Here is a 20,966-nt window from a genome sequence, read left to right as displayed (position 1 = left end):
TCCCCCACTGGCACCCCCTCCCCTTGTGCCCTCTGGACTGCGACGAAGCGTGGAATGTGCAGATACCCGCCCGGTCTCCCCGGATCAGCAATTAGCCAGGGGCCGAACTGGGTCTCGATGGCGCGGGCGTTCTCGCGTCCTAGCGATGTTGCTTCCACCATGTTCGGTAGTAGGCCGACGAACTGCAGTGCGGGGTTCAGCTTTGCACGTATCTGCCGCACACCATGCGGGCCATTGATCAGGTCCGCGAGGCTGTCAAGCGACTCCCGATTGAGTTGCACTGGACTCAACATTGCGTCGACTGTCGATTCGATACAAAGTGCACGCAGATCAGGAAGGGGCGGACTGTCGATCAGGCAGACATCCGCCAGCTTCGCCACAACGAAAAGCAGATGCCGGACATTGGCGTAGTATCGAGCCCCGTCATCGCCAAGCCCCAGCGTCAACGACGGCACGGTACCCGTCGGCAACACCCAGAATCCCGGCGCCTCTACATCGCCCCGTTCGGATTGTGTGATCGACTTTTCTCCTCGCAGCACGACTGCTCTACACCCCCGCACCAGCGAGGCGGTGCTACATGGCGGCTCGGCCGCGTCGATAACGAGCACCCGCAGGCGCCGCACCCGATGCAGGTAATGGGCGAACTGGCACAGCATCGCCGTCTTGCCGGCACCACCCTGTTCGGTGGCGATTAGAAGCGTTTTCATGGTCAGTCACTCGCCTCAGGTGATGCGCCGAACCACCAACCTGTATCTGAGACGACGAACAAGAAGCCCGCGGTGCCGAGAGACAAACCGCGGTTCAAAGGGGAATCTCGAGATGCGCTGCGGTAGAACGCAAAAAAGCCTGCGAATGCAGGCTCTTTCCATATTCAGGCAGTCACGCCATTGACAGCTAGGTCAGTACTTCGGGGCCGCTAACGCGTACTCGGTCGTGCTATGCACGTTGACCGGGACAGATTGTTGAGATCAACTTTAGGATGAATTTGTCCGTGTTGCAAGACCTCTCGGTCGGTCAGTTTTTTCCTTAATTCCAACCTGCTCCATACCATTCCGAAGCATTCCAAAATATTTTTAGACTCGTTATTCATGCAGCAATCGAGCGAGCGCGGCCTTTGCTTGCGTGACCTCGAGTTCATATCGGTACCAAGGCCGTTGGGGAATTTTCAAACGCCTGCAAATAACGCCACGGCCAGCGCGCCACACGTACGCCATACGCAACAATTCTTGATGATGTGTTGCAAGCCGACGCCACGCCGCATCCACGCGCGCAGCGTCTGCGGCGTCACTCCAAACCTTGTCCGCATTGGCCCAGTTGCGCAGACGCTCGTCGAGCCGGAGTGCGCCGTCAGTCTCGCTCATGAGTCTTCTCCCCTCCGCCGTTGTCAGATGCCAGTGGCGAGCGGTAGCCTGCGGGATCACGCAAAAAGCCATCGATGTCCCCCGCACGCCAACCCACAGCGCGCGCACCCAGCCGGATAGGCCGAGGAAATGTTCCGTCCTTGATGCGTTGATAGATCGTCGATCTCGACAGTCCCACTTCCTGTTCGACCTGCTTGCGCCGCAAAATCGCAAGCGAATGACGTATTGTTTCGCTCATGACAAACCCTGTTGTTGTCGCCGACGAGTTACCGGCCTACAGGGTTCATTCAAGCAAGGGAATCAAGCGACGGGCAAACCCGTCTTACCGTCAGGGTGACCCGTCAGGTCCGCGACCGCACGTGATGCCGACTGTCGGCTTCCTTGAGCCAGTCTGGCCGAATCGCTGACGCGTACGTTTGTCCGCTGCGCGACGCTTCGCCACCGGGCTGGGCTCTGAGGTTTAAACGTTGGTCGATCGCCTGTGCGACCACAGACGATTTGGGCGGATTGTTCTCGTCATAACCGGACCAGAAAGTGTGCATGACATCGAACATCCCCGAAAGAATTTCGGTAATAAAGGGCAGGTGAACTGTGATCCCGTCGGAATGCTCCGACGGCCCGTCGCTTATGCACGGGCAGATTTTCCACGCCGGAACCATCGCACGCAAAGACTCAAGTTCCTCCTCCTGCCGTTCCTCGATCGCATGATGCAAAGCCACCGTGCGCAAGAGCGCCTTCCCCATTTCGCCTAACTGTCGGTCCTTTCCTCTTAACCGCTCCGTTAGCCGACGAACATCGGCCTCTGCCTGATCAACACGCCGCTGCAATGCGTTGGTGTCAGACGCTGAGGTGGCTCCGTCGCGAGCGCCTGGCGGCTGGCATGCGTTATGTGAGTGATCCATGACACGTCCTCATGCAGCGCTACGCCGCATCACTCTTTGCCCCCGGTTGCTCTTCGAACCCGTCACGGAATGATTGCAGCGGCTAGCGCCTGCATTGACGGGGCACCGGCCTATCGCATCCTGCGATAACGCGCCCAACGTTTAACTTCTTCCTAGAGATTCGATCCCGTCGGCACAAAACGGACCTATATTCCAAACAGAATATCCATTGCCTCGACGTCCAATGCCGTACGCTGGGAGCGAAGCCGCAACGGCCGTTCCGTCGGTACAAAAATTATTGCCAACCCGAACCGAAAGTTGCGGCTATTGGCTGCCCAGTAAGCGAAAGTTTAGTCCGGCATTTCCAGGATCGGGGTAACGCCATCTTGCATTGACTTTCCGCCAGCATCGTGATATGAGGAGCCCAACATGTATGATTTGGATGCTCTGAAAAAGTTTGATCTGGTCATCGACGCGCGAAGCCCGCGCGAGTTTGCCGAAGACCATTTGCCGGGAGCCATAAACCTTCCCGTCGTCTTCGACGATGAGTATGCGGAAGTCGGCACTACGCACCGCACCGACCCTATGCGTGCGTATCAGATAGGTGTCGTTTACTCCCTGAAAAACATCGCTCGGCACCTCGAGCTTCCGTTTTTCCGGACCAGTCGGCGAATTTCAATTCTCGTTTATTGTTTTCGTGGTGGAAAGCGAAGCAAGCTTTGGACAGACACGCTGGAAACGATCGGCTACAAGGTCGAGCGGCTCCCGGCGGGTTGGAAAGGATATCGAAACTGGGTGCGTCAAAGCCTTGACGAAGTCCCTACGCACTTGCAACTCAATGTGCTCTCCGGTCCCACCGGTTGCGGAAAAACTCGCTTGCTACTTGCGTTAAGGGAGGTTGGTGCGCAGGTCATCGACCTGGAGGCTCTTGCCTCGCATCGCGGGTCAATCATAGGAGCGATTCCGGGTCGGGCGCAGCCAAGTCAAAAATTGTTCGACAGCCTCCTGCTTGCCGAGATAGGTCGTCTCGACGTAGCAAGGCAGGTATGGATTGAAAGTGAAAGCAAGCGAATTGGGCGCGTTCAATTACCAGAAGCGTTGTTTCACAGAATGCATGGCGGACGTCTATTCGCAGTCGAGACTCCAATGCCTGAAAGAATCGCCATGTGGCGCCGCGAGTATCCCCACTTCGAGAGAGACCCCGTAGGTCTGGTCGCTCAACTTGGTCATCTGAAAGCACTCGTAAGCGGAGTGACGTTGGAGAAATGGGTTTCAATGGCTGAACGTCGAGATATCGACGCTCTCTTTAAGAGCATCATGCTGGACTACTACGACCCCGCGTACTTTCGTTCGACGAAGAAAAATTATGTGCATACCAAGCATGCCGTCAAGATCCGACTCGAAACGCTTGACTCAGCGCACCTCATAAACATCGCGCGAGGTTTGATTGCAGAGGCAGACGTTTCGGCGCCGCCACCGCCTGAGTAAGACCTTTGCTCGCCGGTCCATTGTCGAAAACCAAAACGGCGGGAAAAGCGTCAACAACAGCATCTGAAAGTAGCCGCCGGGTAAGGTGAATCGTTGCGCGGCAAGACCCAGAAAGGACACTTCACTGTCCAGATGATGAGCGTTGTGAAATCCGTTGTTCACCAAGAGGCAATTGGACAACCAGAAGTCAACGTCCCACGAAGTTATCGCGGTACGCGAAAGGTCTGGCTCGAACCCGTAATGCTGCATGTACCCAACGGCCTCAACGACAAACACGCTGACAATAGCGTATCCGATGTAGAAGAGCGCGATCCTCCATTGCAGGAACGCGGCCAGCCCCAACAAAGAAATTGAGAAAAGTGCATTTCGAAAAAGACTATGCGGTACCCTACCGCACGGGTAGGAATGCCGAGAAAACGTTGCTATCAAGGCCGCTGCATAGGAGCGTCCAACATGACGCCAGACCGACGTTCCCAATGACGCCGTCGAGCCGAACTGCGGATTTCCAACGTGTTGATGGTGCAATCGGTGTGCAACCCGGTAATGCGGATAGCCGACGATGACAAATGCTACGTCACTAACCTGTTGCCATATCCTGGCTTGTCGGTGCGTTAACTCGTGGAGGTGTGCCATCGCGGTCGCGCTTAGCATTCCGCACGCGACAGCAAGCCCGATCAGATTTATCCAGGACGCGGCTGACGCACGGTACGCACCGATTGCCACTGCTAAGGCCCAAGTGAGTGCGAACCAGCAGGGCACCTGATCTTCATCTGTCTTCTCGGTGGTTTGCCTCGATCGCGGGGTGCCTCGCCCTATCGTCGCGTCCAGTGCAGGAAGAACGAAAAGGACCACAGCGACGAATACCCACGGGCGTCCGACAGAAAACGAGACGCCCGCGACGATCGGCAAAGTAAGTGAGAGCCAAAACGCTCCACCCGAGTTACGCCAGAAGATCATTCACTTCCGCGAACTTAACCGCTTCTGATATGTGCGAAACCCCAAACTTATCCTTTATTTTTTTGTAGTTTCCATAGACGGTCTGGACCGAGACGTCAAGCTCACGAGCAATGTCTTCAGCGGTGAATCCACTTTTAAGGTAACCCACTACGCGAAGATCCATCGCAGTAATACCGTGCGCTTCAAGGACCTCGCGTTTCGCCGTTCGGATGGACCAATCAAGCAATTCCATGGCGAGCGCCCTGAAATACAAGCGCTGCGCGGTGAGCCTCTTTTCCCCTACTGCCTGACTATCGTCGGATCCGATGTACAGAACGCCCATGCGTTCTGTAGTGCTGGTATGGACGGGCACAACGATCCCGCTTCTGAAGCCGTTTTTGCTTGCCGCCGCCAGCATTTCGCGTTGGCCCTGCGTTTCGACTACGATCTCCGATCCAGTGATCGGTTCAGTGTTGCTTCGCGCATACTCCAAAAATGGATCCGTCATGTACCATTTATTGGCGTTATACATCTGGCACCATTCGGGACGGCAGCCAATGAGAAAACGATGCGTGGCGCGGCTAGCCGTCGTAGCACCGGGATGGAGAGAAACGAACACATATGACTCCCCGCCAAGCGCTGTGACGAGCGATCTTACGTAATCGGCTAATTCAGAGTCGTCCTTGGCGACCATGATTTTTTCGAAAAGTCTGCTTACGTCAAGGGACGTCTGTTGGGCAGCCATATCTTCACCCTCCTGAACCCCTTCACGCGCTCGCCTACTATTCGACCACGCGATTTTCTACCAGGTGCCGCCTAACTTCGTAATACAGCGGAGCCAGTTCTGTCGAATAAGGGTCCGCGTTTGCGAACCGGTGTAGATCCCGCAGCGCAGTAATCGGGAGGACTTGAATGGACGCCGTTTGATCCCTTTCAATAACCCGTCGTTCGAGGGAAAAGCCGCGCGCCGTCTTGAACAGAGTAAGCACGATGTGTTCCCCGCCGATATTAAGTCCACGCTCAAAAACAAGACTCTTCATCGTCGGCTCCGCTGAGACGATTGCGATGGCCACACGAAGAGCAGGTAATTTCCTCGGGATCGATTTCAGAGACGCTCGTGATGAAGTCTTCGGACCCACAAGCGAGACATTCGACAATCAAACCGTCGAACTCGGTGCCGCAGCACTGGCAGGTGAGGTGGTGAACCTCTCCTGCAGCAAGGACTTCCCAACCATCTTCCATTGGGACGCTGCACTTGGGGCAAAGAAACCCCAGTTCAGATATTACGTTTGACATATTCGAAAGCTTTATGAAACAAATCGCTTTGCGACAAGTATCAATTCAGCTTAGCACTGTCCGTTCTCGTCCGTGCAAATAGCGTGGACAACGTCGAATCGAACGCCTATCAAGTAAGTTGCCCCCTTGATGGCCCGCAACGGTCCAGTCGGTGGATGCGTGCGCGGACGGTAACCTTAATGCAGCGGCGTGAGTGTCGCTAGTGGGTCGAACTGGGCCGTTCAATGTCACTTTGCCGGGTCTTCCCGGGCGGCGATAGTTCAGGGGGTGGAATGACCGGCGCAAGGCCTGTCAGATATGGATTGCTTCCATTGCTGCAGCAAAGCTATAGCACGCAAAACGCCCCCTCTTAGAGGATCACCCGACTGCTACGCAGTCCCGGCTCGCGCGCGTACAAGGACTACAGTGATGGGAGACAATCCCCAGCTTGGCAAAGCGGAAAATCTCTAAGCCTTGGCGGCCGAGGCACCTCTCCACAGCGAGCCCGGATTGGTGCGATTCGGATAACGAACGCATTCGAAGCTGCCAAACACTTCAGCAACGCGTGCAATACGAGTGTTCAGGTCAAAACGATGCCGGAGGAGCGCTGGCCCCCGTGGACAGCGCCGTAGCGTGCGGCAAAGCTAGAGACGCGGTGGAGCGCTATCGCGAGTGACCAACGGCATGGCGCATGGGCCTGCCCCTATATTATCAGTGAGACAAAAAGTCGGCGGTGAAGTGGAGCAAATTTATCTAGTAAGATTGGTTCCGCGTTTAGCCCGAGGAGACCAAAGTATGGCTTCAGCTGCCAATAGCAATACGACAAGCAAACCGAATAAAAGTGATGCTCGCAAGGAATTGTTGATTGCGATCGACGCCGTAGCCAAGCGCGGCGGGATTTCCCGAGACAAGGCGGTTACGGCGTGGTACGCGTCTGCCCTACTTGGCATCGACGAGGATGAAGCCATTGACGCGGCGTCTGTAGACGGTCCGGAAGATAACGGCTGCGATTTCATATACATCGACGAAGACCAAGAGGTCGTTTACGTCCTTCAGGGTTATGTTTCAGATCGCAATGATAGAAGTGCGGGCATCAAAAAATGGAATGCCTTGACGGCAGCAGTGGCAAATATCAAGGATCCAATTTCATTCAAGCACGGCGGTCGCCACGATATTTATGAGTTGCTTTCTGAAATTGATTTGTCAACCTACTCGCTTGTGTTCGGCTTGGTGACACTCGCTTCCAAGTCAGATCAAATTGCGAGACAACGAGAAACGACCGTACGCTCGCGCACATACGGCCCAGAGGCCGCATTCTTTTACGAACATCAAGAAACTCTATATGACAAGTTCTTGATAGCACGTGCGGCTGACAGAAACGTGCCAGTCGACACTCTGAGCTTTAATGGCCCCGTGGTCGAGGTAAAGGGAGAGTTTGGTCAAGCGGTAATCGGTTCTGTCCTGGCTTCGGAACTTGCGCGCCTGCACTCAGAGTATAAGAATCAGCTCTTTGAAGGGAATGTCCGTTTATTTATTGGGGAGCGAAAAGGCGGGATTAACGAAAAGATCGTCGAAACTGCCTACTCGCGCCCTGGCGACTTTTGGGCGCTCAACAATGGCATCACACTTGTAGCTGACAGTCTAGTACAGATCTCCGAAAGCAAATTCGAACTGCGCCGCTTCTCAATCGTGAATGGTTGCCAGACGACTGTAAGTTTATCTCGCGCAGTTGAAAAATCTGCAGAAGCAGGCAAAGCACAAGTTTTAGTGCGTGTTGTCGGCGCAAAAAGAGCATTGCTGACGGATATTGTCCGTTATAACAATACACAGAATCCTGTTAAGTTGTCGGCTGTTCGGCTGCTCGATCCTATACAAGAGAGTTTGCGTAGCGAATTTTCAAGTATTGGTTATGTTTACGCGCCCAAGCAAGAAGGCGCCAAAACAACAAAGGGCCCCAAAAGGATCGAACTGGACAGAATCACGCAATACCTAGCGGCAATGTCAGAGGAGACGGTACTAGAAGCTGTCGCAAAAAAGGCCGAACTCTTTGACCGCTCATACAAGAGTATATTTCCACGTGGAATGAAACCGGAAAGGGTTATGCTGGCGTGGCTTCTGGCCCAAGAAATTGAGTCAGAAAGAGAGTCGCTGCTTGAGGCGTCTGATGCAAGCGCGGACTCGGTGATGAAGGCCATACTTGGTATTCACGGTACACCGTGGGGGATATACGTGGCAAGCGTATTGATACAGCAGTCTGGTTCGGATATGAGCAAGATAACGCTAAAGAAAATGACTTCGACCGAATGCAGAGCGGCGGTAGGAAAATATGCAAAGCGGGCGATGGATCTGTATTCTGAAATTGCCATTAACATTGTTACCGCGACCGACGAAATGTCATCTACCCGCAATGAACTAAGAGCCAAGCCTTTCTTGGAAAAGCTAAAGCGGAACCTGACGTTGCGGATGGCAAAATCAGCTTCTTGGCGACTCCCAAAACTCCACATGCTATGAGTTAGTTTAGCCTCACGGGTCGAACCCCTCGACCCGCAGCGGGCTCTCGCGGCCCGAGGCGCGTTTAGACCTGAAATCAGTAAATTTGGAACGTCGCGGTTCCCTCCAGCCCTGTCGAACTCGTGGGCATTGCGCGCGCAATTGAAAACTAGCTGAACAATTTTCCAATTTACTTGCGAGGGCAACTAGATTGACAAATCCCCGAAACCCCTGCCCATTGAGGCGAGAAGGCCGCAACGCCCCCGCAAGTTACCCCGCCGCAACGGGCATTTGCGCTCGTTGTCGCCTTGCCGGCATCAACTGATTGACGCGCGGCCGCAAACATCGCGCCATACACAGCGGCATGTTCACGACATAGAGCATCGGCCTTGCTTGGATCGGACGTGCCAAGTGCCTTAACGACTTCCTTGCTACCGAAGTGGGCTTGCAGATCGAGAGGAATTTTGCGGCGGAAGTAGCATCGGGTGTCGTGCTTGGACCGGTAGACGGTCACGGCTGTACGAAGAGTGTGCGTGGATGTTACACCGGCAACACCGACTTAGTAAGCCATTGATTTGGCTGATTAACGAATGTAATCAAGACGTTGTATTGGTCGGGGCGAGAGGATTTGAACCTCCGACCACCTGCACCCCATGCAGGAAATAGCGCCCCACCATGATGCGACAACTTGCAGCCTCGGGAGGCGATCAATACGATAAACCCGGCTCGTTCCAAGATATGCCCTAGGTGCCCCCCCCAAACATGCCGCTAGGACGGTCTCTCAATCAAGACGTAGCCTCATAACCCTTATCGTACTGGGATCACGGTGTCTAAAACTGAACAGTACGACACTACTCCGTGATGAAATCAGCCTGCATCTTGCCGAACTTCCTGACCGGCACAGCAACCTTCCCTCCGGCCAGAGCATCGAGCAGGTCCGCCCAAGCCTGAACCATATGGCGCCGTTGCTCTAGAAGGGTCGCCCTGTCGTAACTGTCTCCCAGTTCCTCGTCGGAACCGTGCGCAAGATGCCGCTCAATGACGTCCGGATCCCAACCAAGATATTCACGAATCAGGGTCCGGGCTGTCGCCCGGAATCCGTGCCCCGTGATGTCCTCCCGGGTGTCGTAACCAAGCGTGCGTAGTGCGCTGTTGATTGTATTCTCGCTCATGCATCGCGAGCCTTCCGAACGCCTAGCCATGCTGCGAAAAACCGGTCCGATCGGCCCAGTAAGCGGAAAGATATCTCGCAAAATTTCTACTGCCTGACGCGGCAAAGGCACGAGGTGCGGTGGCGTCCGACTATCTTGCTTTCTCCACTCGCGAATTTTCATTTTCTCGGGCGGACAGGTCCAGATACCCGCATCGAGAGCCATGTCCTCCCAATAAGCGAAACGTAGCTGACCGGGTCGCTGGAATACGATCGGGGCAAGTTGCAGCGCGGCACGCGTAATGATATTGCCCTTATATCCGCGAATATCGCGTATCAGCTGACCCAATCGTTCCGGGTCGGTGATCGCCGCATAGCTGCGCTCACGAGGTGCAGGAAGGCCACCCGTGCTGCTCGTCATGAAATTCTGCGCCGACTCAAGCACACCGGTATCCGCGGCGTACTGGTATACCTCCCGGACATATCCCCTAATACGCTGCGCGGTCTCCAGATGGCCGCGATCCCTGATCCGATGCAGGCATCGCACGACCTCGGTCTGCACGACTGACGGCATGGGGTGACGCCCGAGCCACGGAAACACGTGCAATTCGAGCGCCCGCAGGACCTTATCCGCATAGTCGTCAGACCACGCCCTGTCCTTCTTTGCCTGCGCGTGCCAAGCAAGCGCGACCAACTGGAACGTGTTCAGCCGCTCGACGCGCTCCCGCTCCTGTATGGACCGCCGATCCTGCTTTGGATCGATACCGCTTGCTCTCTTCTCCGCCAGTAATCGCGCCTTCTGGCGCGCAACGGCGAGCGAAACCACCGGGTAACGGCCCAAGCCGAGCTTGACCTCCCGGCCGTCCTGCTTGTAGCGATACACCCATACCTTCCGTGTCGGGCGCACGCGCAGGTATAACCCGTCCCCGTCAGATAGAAAATATTCGTTGGGACGATGAGAAGCAAACTGGATTTGGCGATCGGTAAGCAAGCCCATGACGGTGTACCCCGAAATCGAGAATGTCGGCAAACCCATTTTGGGGTACACCGGCGGGTACACGCAAATGCAGGAACTGCCCGGAAGCGGGCGGAAAAGAATGGACGTCCAGAAACGACAAAACCCTGATTTCTCAGGGCTTTTCGGACTTCAGTGGCTGTCTGCGGCACATCAAATGTGATTTGATGGTGGAGGTAAGCGGGATCGAACCGCTGACCTCTTGCATGCCATGCAAGCGCTCTCCCAGCTGAGCTATACCCCCCTTGCAGAACAGAAACGAGATTTTAGAGGCCAATTTGCGCTTTGTAAATACCCTTTGCGCAATTGCATGCGACTTTTTTCGCAAGTCGCATGCAAACCCTCTCAATGCAAATGCGAACGCGCTTAAGCCAACGCTTTTTCGATACGGCTCACGACAACATCGCGGCCAAACAGCATCAGCACGCTGTCGATCGACGGCGTATGCGTGGTACCTGCCACCAGCAGACGAACCGGCATGGCCAGTTGCGGCATCTTCAGCTTGTGCGCGCCAAGCGTTGCCTTCAACGCCGCAGCGATCGCTTCCTTGGTCCACTCCACCGTTTTGAGCGAAGCGGCCAGATCGGCAAGCGCCGGACGCACGACATCCGTGACGTGCTGCGCGAGCGCCTCGGCTTCAGGCGCCGGCGTGCGATAGAACATCGCCGCGTTCTCGGCGATTTCCTTCACCGTCGACGCACGGTCCTTCAGCAAGCCCACCACCGACGTCAGATCGGCGCCCTGCGCAATGGCGGCTTCGTCGATATCCAACCCGGCGAAGAAAGGCTTTGCGAGCTCTGCAAGGCGCGCGTTGTCCGCTTCCTTGATGTAGTGCGCGTTGAGCCAGTTCAGCTTGTCGTGGTCGTATTGAGCCGGCGACTTGCCCAGATGTTCCAGATCGAACCATTCGACGAACTGCTCACGCGTAAAGATTTCCGCGTCGCCATGCGACCAGCCCAGACGCGCCAGATAGTTGACCACCGCTTCCGGCAGAAAGCCCGCGTCGCGATAACCCATCACGCTCATTGCGCCGTGACGCTTGCTCATCTTCTCGCCCTGCTCGTTCAGCACGGTCGGCAAGTGCGCGTAAACCGGCGGCTCAGCGCCGAGCGCACGCAGAATGTTGATCTGACGCGGCGTGTTGTTCACGTGATCGTCGCCGCGAATCACGTGCGTGATGCGCATGTCCAGATCGTCCACCACCACACAGAAGTTGTAAGTCGGCGTGCCGTCCGGGCGCGCGATCACGAGGTCGTCGAGTTCTTCATTCGAGATCTCGATGCGGCCTTTCACTGCGTCGTCCCATGCGACTACACCAGAGAGCGGATTGCGGAAGCGCAGCACGGGCTGCACGCCGGCCGGCGGCTCCGGCAAGACCTTGCCGGGTTCCGGGCGCCACGTGCCGTCATAGCGCGGCTTTTCGCCGGCCTCGCGTTGGCGTTCGCGCAGTGCGTCCAGCTCTTCCGTCGACATGTAGCACGGGTACACGAGCCCCTCGCCCTGCATCTGCTTGAGCACTTCGCGATAACGGTCCATGCGCTGCATCTGGTAGAACGGGCCTTCGTCGATATCGAGGCCGAGCCATTCCATACCTTCGAGAATGGCGTCGACCGCTTCGGTACTGGAACGCTCCACGTCAGTGTCCTCGATCCGCAGCACGAAGGTCCCTTTCATCTTGCGCGCGAACGCCCACGGATAAAGCGCGGAGCGAATGTTGCCGAGGTGGATGAAGCCGGTGGGACTCGGTGCGAAACGGGTACGGACGGAGGTGGTCATTAGCGGTTACTCGGAAGACAGGCGCCGGCGCCGTGGCGAACATTGCCAGTGAAGCGCGGCAGCGGACCGCGTCCATGCAGCAGAAAGCTGCCTTGCACAGACACGAAGGAAATAAATGCGAGAGCCGAATTATACCTTCCGAACACGCGATGCCTGCCCTCGTCCGAATGGCCATTGGCAGCGCACAAGACGCGCGGGAAGCGCGCCTCGGCAGGCCTGAGCGTTTCCTTCATTACCGGACCGACGCGTGCCCGGAGCTTTGATTTATGATGTGCGCGCGCTGCGGGTGGGGATAGAACCACAGCGCATGGAATCGCCAGCGGCAATTCCGTCCGTTTGACTATCCGCCTGATCGCGGCACCGGTTGCGCCGATCGTGCCGACTCTGCCGTTGCTGGAGAACCCGTTGAAACCGTCATCCCCTCGCCTCGCCCGTCGCAACTTCTCGTTGGCATGCGCCTCCGCGGTGCTCGCTGCCTGCACTACGACTGGCGGCAGCAAGACCGATAGCACGCCGGTCACCACCACGCCCACCGCCAACCCGCCACCACTCGACAAACCGCAGCGACCGATCCGCGTCGGCCTTGCACTAGGCGGCGGTGCCGCGCGCGGCTTCGCGCACATCGGCGTGATCAAGGCACTCGAGGCGCGCAATATCCAGGTCGATCTCGTGGCCGGCACCAGCGCGGGCTCGGTGGTGGGTGCGCTATACGCCTCGGGGATGAACGGCTTTGCACTGAACAAGCTCGCGCTGACCATGGACGAAGCGTCGATCAGCGACTGGGCGATGCCGTTTCGCACGCGCGGCTTCCTGCAAGGCGTCGCGCTGCAGAACTACCTGAATACGACGCTCAACAACCGTCCGATCGAGAAGATGGTCAAGCCGCTCGGCGTGGTCGCCACCGATCTGAAGACCGGCCAGCCGATCCTGTTCCAGCGCGGCAACACCGGCATTGCGGTGCGCGCGTCATGCAGCGTGCCGTCGATTTTCGAGCCGGTGAAGATCGGTGGGCACGAGTATGTGGACGGCGGCCTGGTGAGTCCGGTGCCCGCCTCATTCGCGCGCAAGATGGGCGCGGATTTTGTGATCGCCGTGGACATCTCGCAGCGCCCGGAAAGCGGCCTCACAGCCAGCTCGTTCGACGTGCTGATGCAGACTTTCACGATCATGGGCCAGACGATCAAGGCTTATGAGCTCGACAAGTACGCCGACGTCGTGATCAGGCCGAATCTGGCCGCGATGAGCGGCAGCGATTTCTCGCAGCGCAACGCAGCGATCCTGGCCGGCGAGGAAGCCGTGGCGAAGATGATGCCCGAGTTGCAACGCAAGATGGCCGCGAGCCGCGCCGCGGTGTAACCCGGCAGGATCGAGCCGGTTATACCGGCCGGGGCGCGGGAGCTGCAGTTGTCGTCACGCACGCAGCGCCTACCCAACCCGGCGTGCCACGCGGAAGATTCCGTGCCATATCGGTCAGCGCCCAAACGCAAAAAGCCTGCTTCGAACGAAGCAGGCTTTTTTGTCGCACCAAAACCGCCGGTGCGGGCTGAATCAGTTACTGGTTGCCGCCGATCGACGCATTCACGCGCTTACGCAGATCTTCGCCTTCCTGATAGGACGTCTCGATCCGGCGTGCACCAGTAAAGCGCTTTTCCCAATACCCGCTATCCATATCGTCGACGCGGATCGTGCTGCCCGTGGAAGGCGAATGCACAAACTTGTTGTCACCGATGTAGATGCCGACGTGCGAGAACGTGCGGCGCATCGTATTGAAGAACACCAGATCGCCCGGCTTCAGGTCGCTGACGCGAACCTTTTCGCCGACGCGGCTCATTTCCTCGGCGCGACGCGGCAGCGCCATACCGAGCGTGTCCTGGAACACGTAGCGAACGAAGCCGCTGCAATCGAGCCCCGAATCGGGCGTATTACCACCCCAACGGTAGCGAACGCCGATCATGTTCAGCGCGCCGACCACCACGTCGCCCGCTTTGCCGGCCATGCCGGACAGGAACGATTTGGCGCTGCCGTCGCTGTCAGGAGCGGCCGATTGCGAATTGAGGGGGGACAAAGAATTCGACCCGCTGGGGGTCGAATATGAGGCATTCTGATTAAAACTGCTTACTTCGTCGGCGAACGCGCCGGGAGCTGCTGCCATCAAGACGCCAATGAACATCCCGGCGACGACGCGCGTGCAAGCCTGGGTTAGGTTTCTGTGCTGCATTGGTCGGTATTTTTTGCCTAAAAATCAGTGGGCTACGGAAAAAAGTTTGGTCGATACTAGCCAGTAAGTATTCACGTGTCAAAACAAATAGAAAAATACAATCGAGACACGCACCCAATTGGTGAAAGAGTGCAAAATCAGTGATCAAGCGCCGCTTTCAGCAGCTTTCGGGTGTAAGGGTGCGCCGGTGTCGCAAAAATCTGCTCAACGTCGCCGCTTTCGACGATCGATCCATTTTGCATGACCGCGACACGATGCGCCATCGCCCCGATCACGGCCAGATCATGACTGATGAAAACGAAGCCGAGGTTGTACTTCTGTTGCAACCCGGCGAGCAGTTTCAGCACCTGCTGCTGGATCGACACGTCGAGCGCGCTGGTCGGTTCGTCGAGTATCAGGATGCGTGGTTCCAGCACCAGAGCGCGCGCGATCGCAATCCGCTGACGCTGGCCGCCGGAAAATTCATGGGGATAGCGGTACAGCACCGTGCGGTCCAAACCGACTTCGCGCAGGACCGACACCACCTTGTCGCGCTGCGCCTCCTGGCTCATTTGCGGCCGGTGCAGCGCAAGTCCTTCGCCGACGATCCGCTCGATGGTTTGCCGCGGCGAAAGCGAGCTGAACGGGTCCTGAAAAACAACTTGCATATTCGAGCGTAAGGCGGTTTGTTCGGCGCCGCGATAGCTGCCGAGCGCCCTGCCCTGAAACTCGATCTCGCCGTGCACCGTGCGTTGCAGACCGAGCAGGGCCATTGCCAACGTCGATTTACCCGAACCCGATTCGCCGACGATCCCCAGTGTCTCGCCCTGGCGCACCGACACGTTCGCATCGGCAACCGCGTGGAAGTGTCCCGAGCGAAACCAGCCGCTCACGCCCGGAAGTTTCGTTTTGAAATCGACCGAGACGTCGCGCGCTTCGAGCAGGACGGGCGAGATCGGCAGCACGGGGACCACCGTGCGCTGCGGGCGGCTCGCCAGCAGACGTTGCGTGTACGGATGCTGCGGCGACTCGAACACCTGCTCGACCGACCCGCTTTCCACGAGTACACCCTGCTCCATCACCGCGATGCGTTGCGCGAAATGGCGCACCAGATTCAGGTCGTGCGTGATCAGCAGCACGGCCATACCGCGCTTCTCGGCTTCGTCGCGTTGCAGCTCCAACAGCAGCTCGACGATCTGCGCGCGGATCGTCACGTCGAGTGCCGTCGTCGGCTCATCAGCCAGCAACAGGCGTGGACGGCACGCGAGCGCCATCGCGATCATCGCGCGCTGCCGCTGACCGCCCGAGAGCTGATGCGGATAGCTGTTCACACGCTTGCCGGGCTCGGCAATGCCCGTGCGCCCTAGCAACGCCACTGCGCGCTTACGCGCCTCGTTCGCCGTGACGCCGTCGTGTACGACGATCGTCTCCGCAATCTGGTCACCGACCGTATAGAGCGGATTAAGGGCCGTCATCGGCTCCTGGAAGATCATCGCGATGTCCGAGCCGCGCATGCCGCGCATCTCACGCTCGCTTTTCGCAAGCAGGTCCTGGCCATCGAAACGAATCGCCCCGCTCACCTGCGCGTCGCTCAACAGACGCAGGATCGAGAGCGCGGTCACGCTCTTGCCCGAACCCGATTCGCCGACCAGCGCGACCCGCTCGCCGCGTTGAATCGCGAGCGTCACGTCGCTCACCGCGACCGTGTCACCGAAGGTCACGTGCAGACGATCGAGTTCCAGCAGCGGCTGCGTTATAGCCGGTTTTGCGTCGTTCTCCACCATGGCGCTCACTGGTTGCCTCCTGCACGCATGGCATCGGAAATGCGGGTGTCCAGCGCGTTGCGCAGGGCATCGCCCATGAACGTCAGCAGCAACAGCATCGCAACCAGCACGCCGAATGTGGACAACGAGATCCACCATGCGTCGAGATTCGCTTTGCCTTGCGCGAGCAGTTCGCCGAGACTTGGGGTCGGCGACGGCACGCCGAGGCCGAGAAAGTCGAGGCTGGTGAGCGCGAGAATCGCGCCACTCATGCGGAACGGCAGAAACGTGATCACCGGCGTCAGACTGTTGGGCAAGACGTGCCGCCACATGATCTGCCAGTTCGAGAGGCCCATCGCTCGTGCCGCACGCACATAATCCTGGTGGCGGTTGCGCAGAAACTCCGCGCGTACGTAATCGGACAAGCCAATCCAGCCGAACAGCGACAGCAGCACAATCAGCAGAATGAACCCCGGCTCGAAGATCGACGAGAAAATGATCAACAGGTAAAGCTCCGGCATGGCGCTCCAGATTTCGATCAGGCGCTGCCCGATGATGTCGATACGTCCTCCGAAGTAACCCTGCACGGCGCCCGCGGCAATCCCAAGCACGGTGCCGATCAAGGTCAGCACCAGCGCGAATTCCACCGACACGCGAAAACCGTACAGAAGACGCGCGAAGAGATCGCGACCACGGTCGTCGGTGCCGAACCAGTTATCGCGCGACGGCGGCGCCGGGTTCGGTGCCTTCGAGAAGTAATTCAGCGTGTCGTAGTAGTACCGGTTCGGCGGATACACGGCGAAGTTGCCCGGCGTGTCGAAACGATGCTTGATATACGGATCGAGATAGTCGGCGGGCGTCGGGAAGTCGCCGCCGAAAGTGGTCTCCGCATAGGTCTTGAACATCGGAAAATACAACTGCCCTTCATAACGCACCACAAGCGGCTTGTCGTTCGACCACAACGGCCCGGCGAGGCTCGCTGCAAAAGCCACGACGAAGATGATCAGACTCCAGTAGCCAAGACGCTGCTGGCGAAAACGCTGCCAGACGCGACGCGCGGGCGTGGGTGACACGAACGCGCGAGCCGGTTCGGTGCGCGCCGCCGCATCGGCTGAAAGACGGGCTCGATTCATCAGCGCTCCAGTTGTTCGAATTGGATGCGGGGATCGACCCACACATAGCAGAGATCGGAAATCAGCTTGGTCGCAAGACCGATCAGCGTGAACAGATAAAGCGTGCCGAGCACGACCGGATAGTCCCGCCGCACCACCGATTCGTACGACAGCAGGCCGAGTCCGTCGAGCGAAAACAGTGTCTCGATCAGCAGACTGCCGGTGAAAAACGCACCGATGAATGCCGCCGGGAAACCGACGATCAACGGCAGCAACGCGTTACGAAACACATGCTTCCACAGCACGCGCTTTTCCGACAAACCTTTGGCGCGCGCGGTCAGCACGTATTGCTTGCGAATCTCGTCGAGGAAGGCGTTTTTCGTCAGCATCGTGACGACCGCGAAACTGCCCACCACCGAGGCCGTGATCGGCAACGTGATGTGCCACAGATAGTCGACGATCTTGCCGCCAAAACTCAATTGCGCCCAGTTGTCTGAGGTGAGATTGCGCAGCGGGAACAACTGCAGGAAACTGCCGCCGCCAAACAGCACCAGCAACAGCACGCCCAATACAAAGCCCGGAATCGCATAGCCGACCAGCACGACGAGGCTCGTCGCGATATCGAAGCGCGAACCGTTGCGCACCGCTTTGGCGATGCCCAAGGGCACCGATATCAGATACGTCAGAAAGAACGTCCATAAGCCGATGCTGATCGACACCGGCAACTTCGAAACGATCAGCGACCACACGCTCTGGTGGCGGAAATAGCTCTGACCAAGGTCGAACGTCGAGAAGCGTTTGAGCATCAGGCCATAGCGTTCGAGCGGCGGTTTGTCGAAGCCATACAGCACTTTCAGTTGCGCGATCTGCTGCGCGTCGACACCGGTATGCGCGCGCAGGCCGAACGGCGCGCCATTCTCCGCGCCTTTGCGCAGCTCGTGCTGCATCTGCTCGACCGGGCCGCCCGGAACAAACTGGATCACGACGAAGGTCAGCGTCAACACGCCGAGCAAGGTCGGGATCATCAACAGCAGGCGTTTGAGGATGTAGCTCCACATGGCGTCGTTTCCGGTGCGAAGGCGGTGAATGAATGGACGCGTTCAGTGCGACGGTGCTTGCGGCGGTTGCGGCGGTTGCGGCTGGGCATACCACCACATCGACGTGATCCAGCCTTCCGCGCCATAGTACAGAGGCAGCGTCTTCGGCCAGGCGAGACCGCGCTTGAACGCCACCCGGTGCGAAGCGCTGTACCACTGCGGAATCACATAGTAGCCATGCATCAGCACGCGGTCGAGCGCGTGCGTAGCGTCGATCAGCTGCGCGCGCGTCTGCGCATGCACGAGCGCGCTCAGGATCGCGTCGACGGCCGGCGACTTTATCCCGATCACATTGTCCGAACCGTTGGTGTCCGCAGCCTTGCTACCAAAACGGTCGATCTGCTCCGAACCGGGCACCTGCACGTCTCCCATACGAATCGTGGTCGCATCGAAGTCGAATGCGTCGAGTCGCTTCTGATAGACCGCGAAGTCGGACGCTCGAAACCTCGCGGTGATGCCGAGCTTCTGCAGATTACGGACGAGGGTCGCGACGATCGGCTCAAACTGCGCGGACGAGCCGGAGTCGTCGAGTATCTCGAACTCGAATGGCTCACCTTTGGCATTACGCAGTGCATTGTCGCGATAGGTCCACCCCGCCTGCTGCAACAACGCGCGCGCTTGCAGCAGATTGGCGCGCAGCGAGCCTGGCGGATCGGTGTCGGGCTGCTTCGGCGGCAGACCGAACAAAGCCGGATCAAGTTTGGCGCGCCACGGGTCGAGCAGCGCCAACTCGCCAGGCGTTGGCATACCCTTCGCCTGCAATTCTGTATTGGCGAAGAAACTGTCGATGCGCGTGTACTGATTGAAGAACAGTTGCCGGTTCAGCCACTGAAAGTCGAGTGCGAGATCGAGCGCCTTGCGCACGCGGACGTCCTGAAACAATGGCCGCCGTGTATTGAGCACGAAGCCTTGCATGCCAATGCCGTTATGTTGCGGGAATTCGCGTTTGATCAACTCACCGCTATCGAACTTCTTGCCGACGTCGCGCCGCACCCAATTGCGCGCGATATATTCGACCAGTGCGTCGTACTCGCCCGCCTTGAATGCCTCGAGCCGCGCTGTGCTATCCGAATACAGCTTGTAGACGATCCGATCGAAATTGTTCATGCCGACCCGCACCGGCAACGTCGCACCCCAATAATTCGGATCGCGTCGATAGGCAATCGTGCGACCGTTCTCATACTGATCGATCAGATAAGGCCCGCTGGCGATCGGCTTCTCGAACGCCAACTGGTCGAACGCGATGCGGCTGCCGTCCGGCTTCATCCCCCACTTGCGCGAAAACACCGGCATGCCGCCCGCGAGCAGCGGCAACTCGCGATTGCGTTGATGAAACTCGAAGCGGATCGTATGCGGATCAACAACGACTGCGCGTGTGATCTCGCCAAAAAACGACGCGAATTGCGGCGCGGCCTGCGGGCTTTTCAGCGTGTCGAGCGAAAACTTGACGTCGTCCGCAGTAACCGGATCGCCGTTCGAAAAGCGCGCGCGCGGGTTGATGTGAAAAGTGGTCGACAGGCCGTCGGGCGCGATCTTGATGTCGTCCGCGAGCAGGCCATAGGCGGACGCCACTTCGTCGCTGCTGCCGATGGTCAGACTCTCGAACATCAGGTCGACGCCCGGTGCGGTGTTACCGCGCAGTGTGAACGGATTGAATTTATCGAAGCTGGTGAGCCGGCTCGGATTGGCCAGCACCAGCGTGCCACCCTTCGGCGCATCCGGGTTGACGTAGTCGAAGTGCTTGAAATCCGCGGGATATTTCGGCTCGCCGTATTGCGCGATCGCATAGACCGCCTGGGCCTCGGGCGCCGCGAGCAAACCGGCGAGAAGTGACACGCCGCACAGCGCAACAGCGCACGCCGAGCGCGAGGAGCGCGGCACAACCGGTAGACCGACACGCGATAGCCTATGAATCACGCTGCACCAAAGTGCACGAGGCGTTTGAACCCATCGCGAGCCAGTTGTCATAGGGGCCTTGTTGGTCAGTGGGCAATTGCGGCGTGAGGGAATTCTACCCAATAAACCCGCGCAGTCCGCACATCTCATCTGCAAGACATTCACGCGCGTGGTGCGCAAACCTCATTGGGAGAATTCATGGGCGTCCTCGCTGGCAAACGCATCCTGCTGACCGGCTTGCTCTGTTGACTCGGCGTTTTCAGCCCAGCCCGCAGGTTTCGCGAGCGCAATAACAAAACCGCCCTTTTTGGGGCGGTTTTTTCAACGCGGCAACTGCGTCAACTGTGGCTTTTTGATGGCTTAGTGCCAGCCACGACGATTGTCGTAGTGGTCACGGCCGTAATCGTAGCGGCCAGGGGGATGACGGCGATACCAGTCGTCACGCGCCCAGTAGCGGCGGCCGTCCCAGTAGCGGTCGCCGTGCCAGCCGATCACGATCGCCGGGCCGCCGTAGTACACGGGAGCCGGT

Annotated in this window: 18 protein-coding genes and 1 tRNA gene; 3 read left to right on the top strand and 16 right to left on the bottom strand. The window is 58.1% G+C overall.

Annotated elements, in window-relative coordinates; all coding sequences use genetic code 11:
• The 4 genes from FSO04_RS40145 to FSO04_RS40130 all read right to left on the bottom strand — a co-directional run.
• On the bottom strand, positions 1–707 hold a 707-nt coding region (locus FSO04_RS40145), incomplete at its 3' end, for a ParA family protein (RefSeq protein ID WP_154566965.1).
• A 375-nt stretch (positions 708–1,082) separates the two neighbouring features.
• Positions 1,083–1,361 carry a hypothetical protein gene (locus FSO04_RS40140; RefSeq protein WP_154566964.1) on the bottom strand — a complete coding sequence of 93 codons (279 nt, stop codon included), beginning with the start codon at positions 1,359–1,361 and terminating at the stop codon, positions 1,083–1,085.
• Positions 1,348–1,599 carry a helix-turn-helix transcriptional regulator gene (locus FSO04_RS40135; RefSeq protein WP_154566963.1) on the bottom strand — a complete coding sequence of 84 codons (252 nt, stop codon included), beginning with the start codon at positions 1,597–1,599 and terminating at the stop codon, positions 1,348–1,350. Before FSO04_RS40135 ends, FSO04_RS40140 begins: the two co-directional genes overlap by 14 nt.
• Positions 1,600–1,702: 103 nt before the next feature.
• Positions 1,703–2,263 (bottom strand): tropomyosin, encoded by a 561-nt coding sequence (locus FSO04_RS40130; protein WP_233465183.1) that lies wholly within the window; start codon positions 2,261–2,263, stop codon positions 1,703–1,705.
• A gap of 408 nt (positions 2,264–2,671) precedes the next feature.
• On the opposite strand from FSO04_RS40130, the gene mnmH reads away from it, so the two are divergent.
• Complete coding sequence (gene mnmH, locus FSO04_RS40125; protein ID WP_154566962.1) at positions 2,672–3,730, top strand: tRNA 2-selenouridine(34) synthase MnmH; 1,059 nt, start codon at positions 2,672–2,674, stop codon at positions 3,728–3,730.
• On the opposite strand, the gene FSO04_RS48895 is transcribed toward mnmH, so the two are convergent.
• The 3 genes from FSO04_RS48895 to FSO04_RS40110 all read right to left on the bottom strand — a co-directional run bounded on the left by FSO04_RS48895 (position 3,656) and on the right by FSO04_RS40110 (position 5,706).
• The gene (locus tag FSO04_RS48895) at positions 3,656–4,363 is read right to left on the bottom strand and encodes a fatty acid desaturase (RefSeq protein WP_414693516.1); all 708 of its coding nucleotides are present in this window, start codon (positions 4,361–4,363) and stop codon (positions 3,656–3,658) included. The genes mnmH and FSO04_RS48895 overlap by 75 nt on opposite strands.
• 307 nt (positions 4,364–4,670) lie before the next feature.
• The gene (locus tag FSO04_RS40115; protein WP_154566960.1) at positions 4,671–5,411 is read right to left on the bottom strand and encodes a helix-turn-helix transcriptional regulator; all 741 of its coding nucleotides are present in this window, start codon (positions 5,409–5,411) and stop codon (positions 4,671–4,673) included.
• Between the two features lie 37 nt (positions 5,412–5,448).
• Complete coding sequence (locus FSO04_RS40110) at positions 5,449–5,706, bottom strand: hypothetical protein (RefSeq protein ID WP_154566959.1); 258 nt, start codon at positions 5,704–5,706, stop codon at positions 5,449–5,451.
• Between the two features lie 1,030 nt (positions 5,707–6,736).
• Here FSO04_RS40110 and FSO04_RS40100 point away from each other — a divergent pair.
• Positions 6,737–8,452, top strand: a complete 1,716-nt coding sequence (locus FSO04_RS40100; protein WP_154566957.1) for an AIPR family protein — start codon at positions 6,737–6,739, stop codon at positions 8,450–8,452.
• Positions 8,453–8,621: 169 nt separating this feature from the next.
• Here FSO04_RS40100 and FSO04_RS48890 read toward each other — a convergent pair whose 3' ends face one another.
• From FSO04_RS48890 to gltX, 4 genes are all read right to left on the bottom strand, one after another.
• Positions 8,622–8,945, bottom strand: coding sequence for a DUF6538 domain-containing protein (locus tag FSO04_RS48890; protein ID WP_414693515.1), 324 nt, complete (start codon positions 8,943–8,945; stop codon positions 8,622–8,624).
• 337 nt (positions 8,946–9,282) lie between these two features.
• Positions 9,283–10,617: a tyrosine-type recombinase/integrase gene (locus FSO04_RS40095; protein WP_233465181.1), complete on the bottom strand. Its 1,335-nt coding sequence runs from the start codon at positions 10,615–10,617 to the stop codon at positions 9,283–9,285.
• Positions 10,618–10,764: 147 nt separating this feature from the next.
• Positions 10,765–10,840: transfer RNA gene (locus FSO04_RS40090), tRNA-Ala, on the bottom strand.
• A 122-nt stretch (positions 10,841–10,962) separates the two neighbouring features.
• Positions 10,963–12,372 (bottom strand): glutamate--tRNA ligase, encoded by a 1,410-nt coding sequence (gltX, locus tag FSO04_RS40085; protein ID WP_154566956.1) that lies wholly within the window; start codon positions 12,370–12,372, stop codon positions 10,963–10,965.
• Positions 12,373–12,777: 405 nt separating this feature from the next.
• On the opposite strand from gltX, the gene FSO04_RS40080 reads away from it, so the two are divergent.
• Positions 12,778–13,728: a patatin-like phospholipase family protein gene (locus FSO04_RS40080; protein WP_154566967.1), complete on the top strand. Its 951-nt coding sequence runs from the start codon at positions 12,778–12,780 to the stop codon at positions 13,726–13,728.
• A gap of 196 nt (positions 13,729–13,924) precedes the next feature.
• On the opposite strand, the gene FSO04_RS40075 is transcribed toward FSO04_RS40080, so the two are convergent.
• The 5 genes from FSO04_RS40075 to FSO04_RS40055 all read right to left on the bottom strand — a co-directional run bounded on the left by FSO04_RS40075 (position 13,925) and on the right by FSO04_RS40055 (position 20,509).
• A complete protein-coding gene (locus FSO04_RS40075; protein WP_154566955.1) occupies positions 13,925–14,590 on the bottom strand; it encodes a C40 family peptidase in 666 nt (221 codons plus the stop codon).
• Positions 14,591–14,727: 137 nt separating this feature from the next.
• The gene (locus FSO04_RS40070) at positions 14,728–16,353 is read right to left on the bottom strand and encodes an ABC transporter ATP-binding protein (protein ID WP_154566966.1); all 1,626 of its coding nucleotides are present in this window, start codon (positions 16,351–16,353) and stop codon (positions 14,728–14,730) included.
• A 5-nt stretch (positions 16,354–16,358) separates the two neighbouring features.
• Positions 16,359–17,465: an ABC transporter permease gene (locus FSO04_RS40065; protein WP_093633378.1), complete on the bottom strand. Its 1,107-nt coding sequence runs from the start codon at positions 17,463–17,465 to the stop codon at positions 16,359–16,361.
• A complete protein-coding gene (locus FSO04_RS40060) occupies positions 17,465–18,502 on the bottom strand; it encodes a microcin C ABC transporter permease YejB (protein ID WP_154566954.1) in 1,038 nt (345 codons plus the stop codon). The genes FSO04_RS40065 and FSO04_RS40060 overlap by 1 nt, the downstream gene beginning before the upstream one ends.
• Positions 18,503–18,544: 42 nt before the next feature.
• Complete coding sequence (locus FSO04_RS40055) at positions 18,545–20,509, bottom strand: extracellular solute-binding protein (protein ID WP_154566953.1); 1,965 nt, start codon at positions 20,507–20,509, stop codon at positions 18,545–18,547.
• Between the last annotated feature and the right edge of the window lie 457 nt (positions 20,510–20,966).

Source organism: Paraburkholderia madseniana, assembly GCF_009690905.1.
In the GTDB taxonomy this organism is placed as follows: domain Bacteria; phylum Pseudomonadota; class Gammaproteobacteria; order Burkholderiales; family Burkholderiaceae; genus Paraburkholderia; species Paraburkholderia madseniana.
This window is presented reverse-complemented; position numbering and strand designations above follow the sequence as displayed.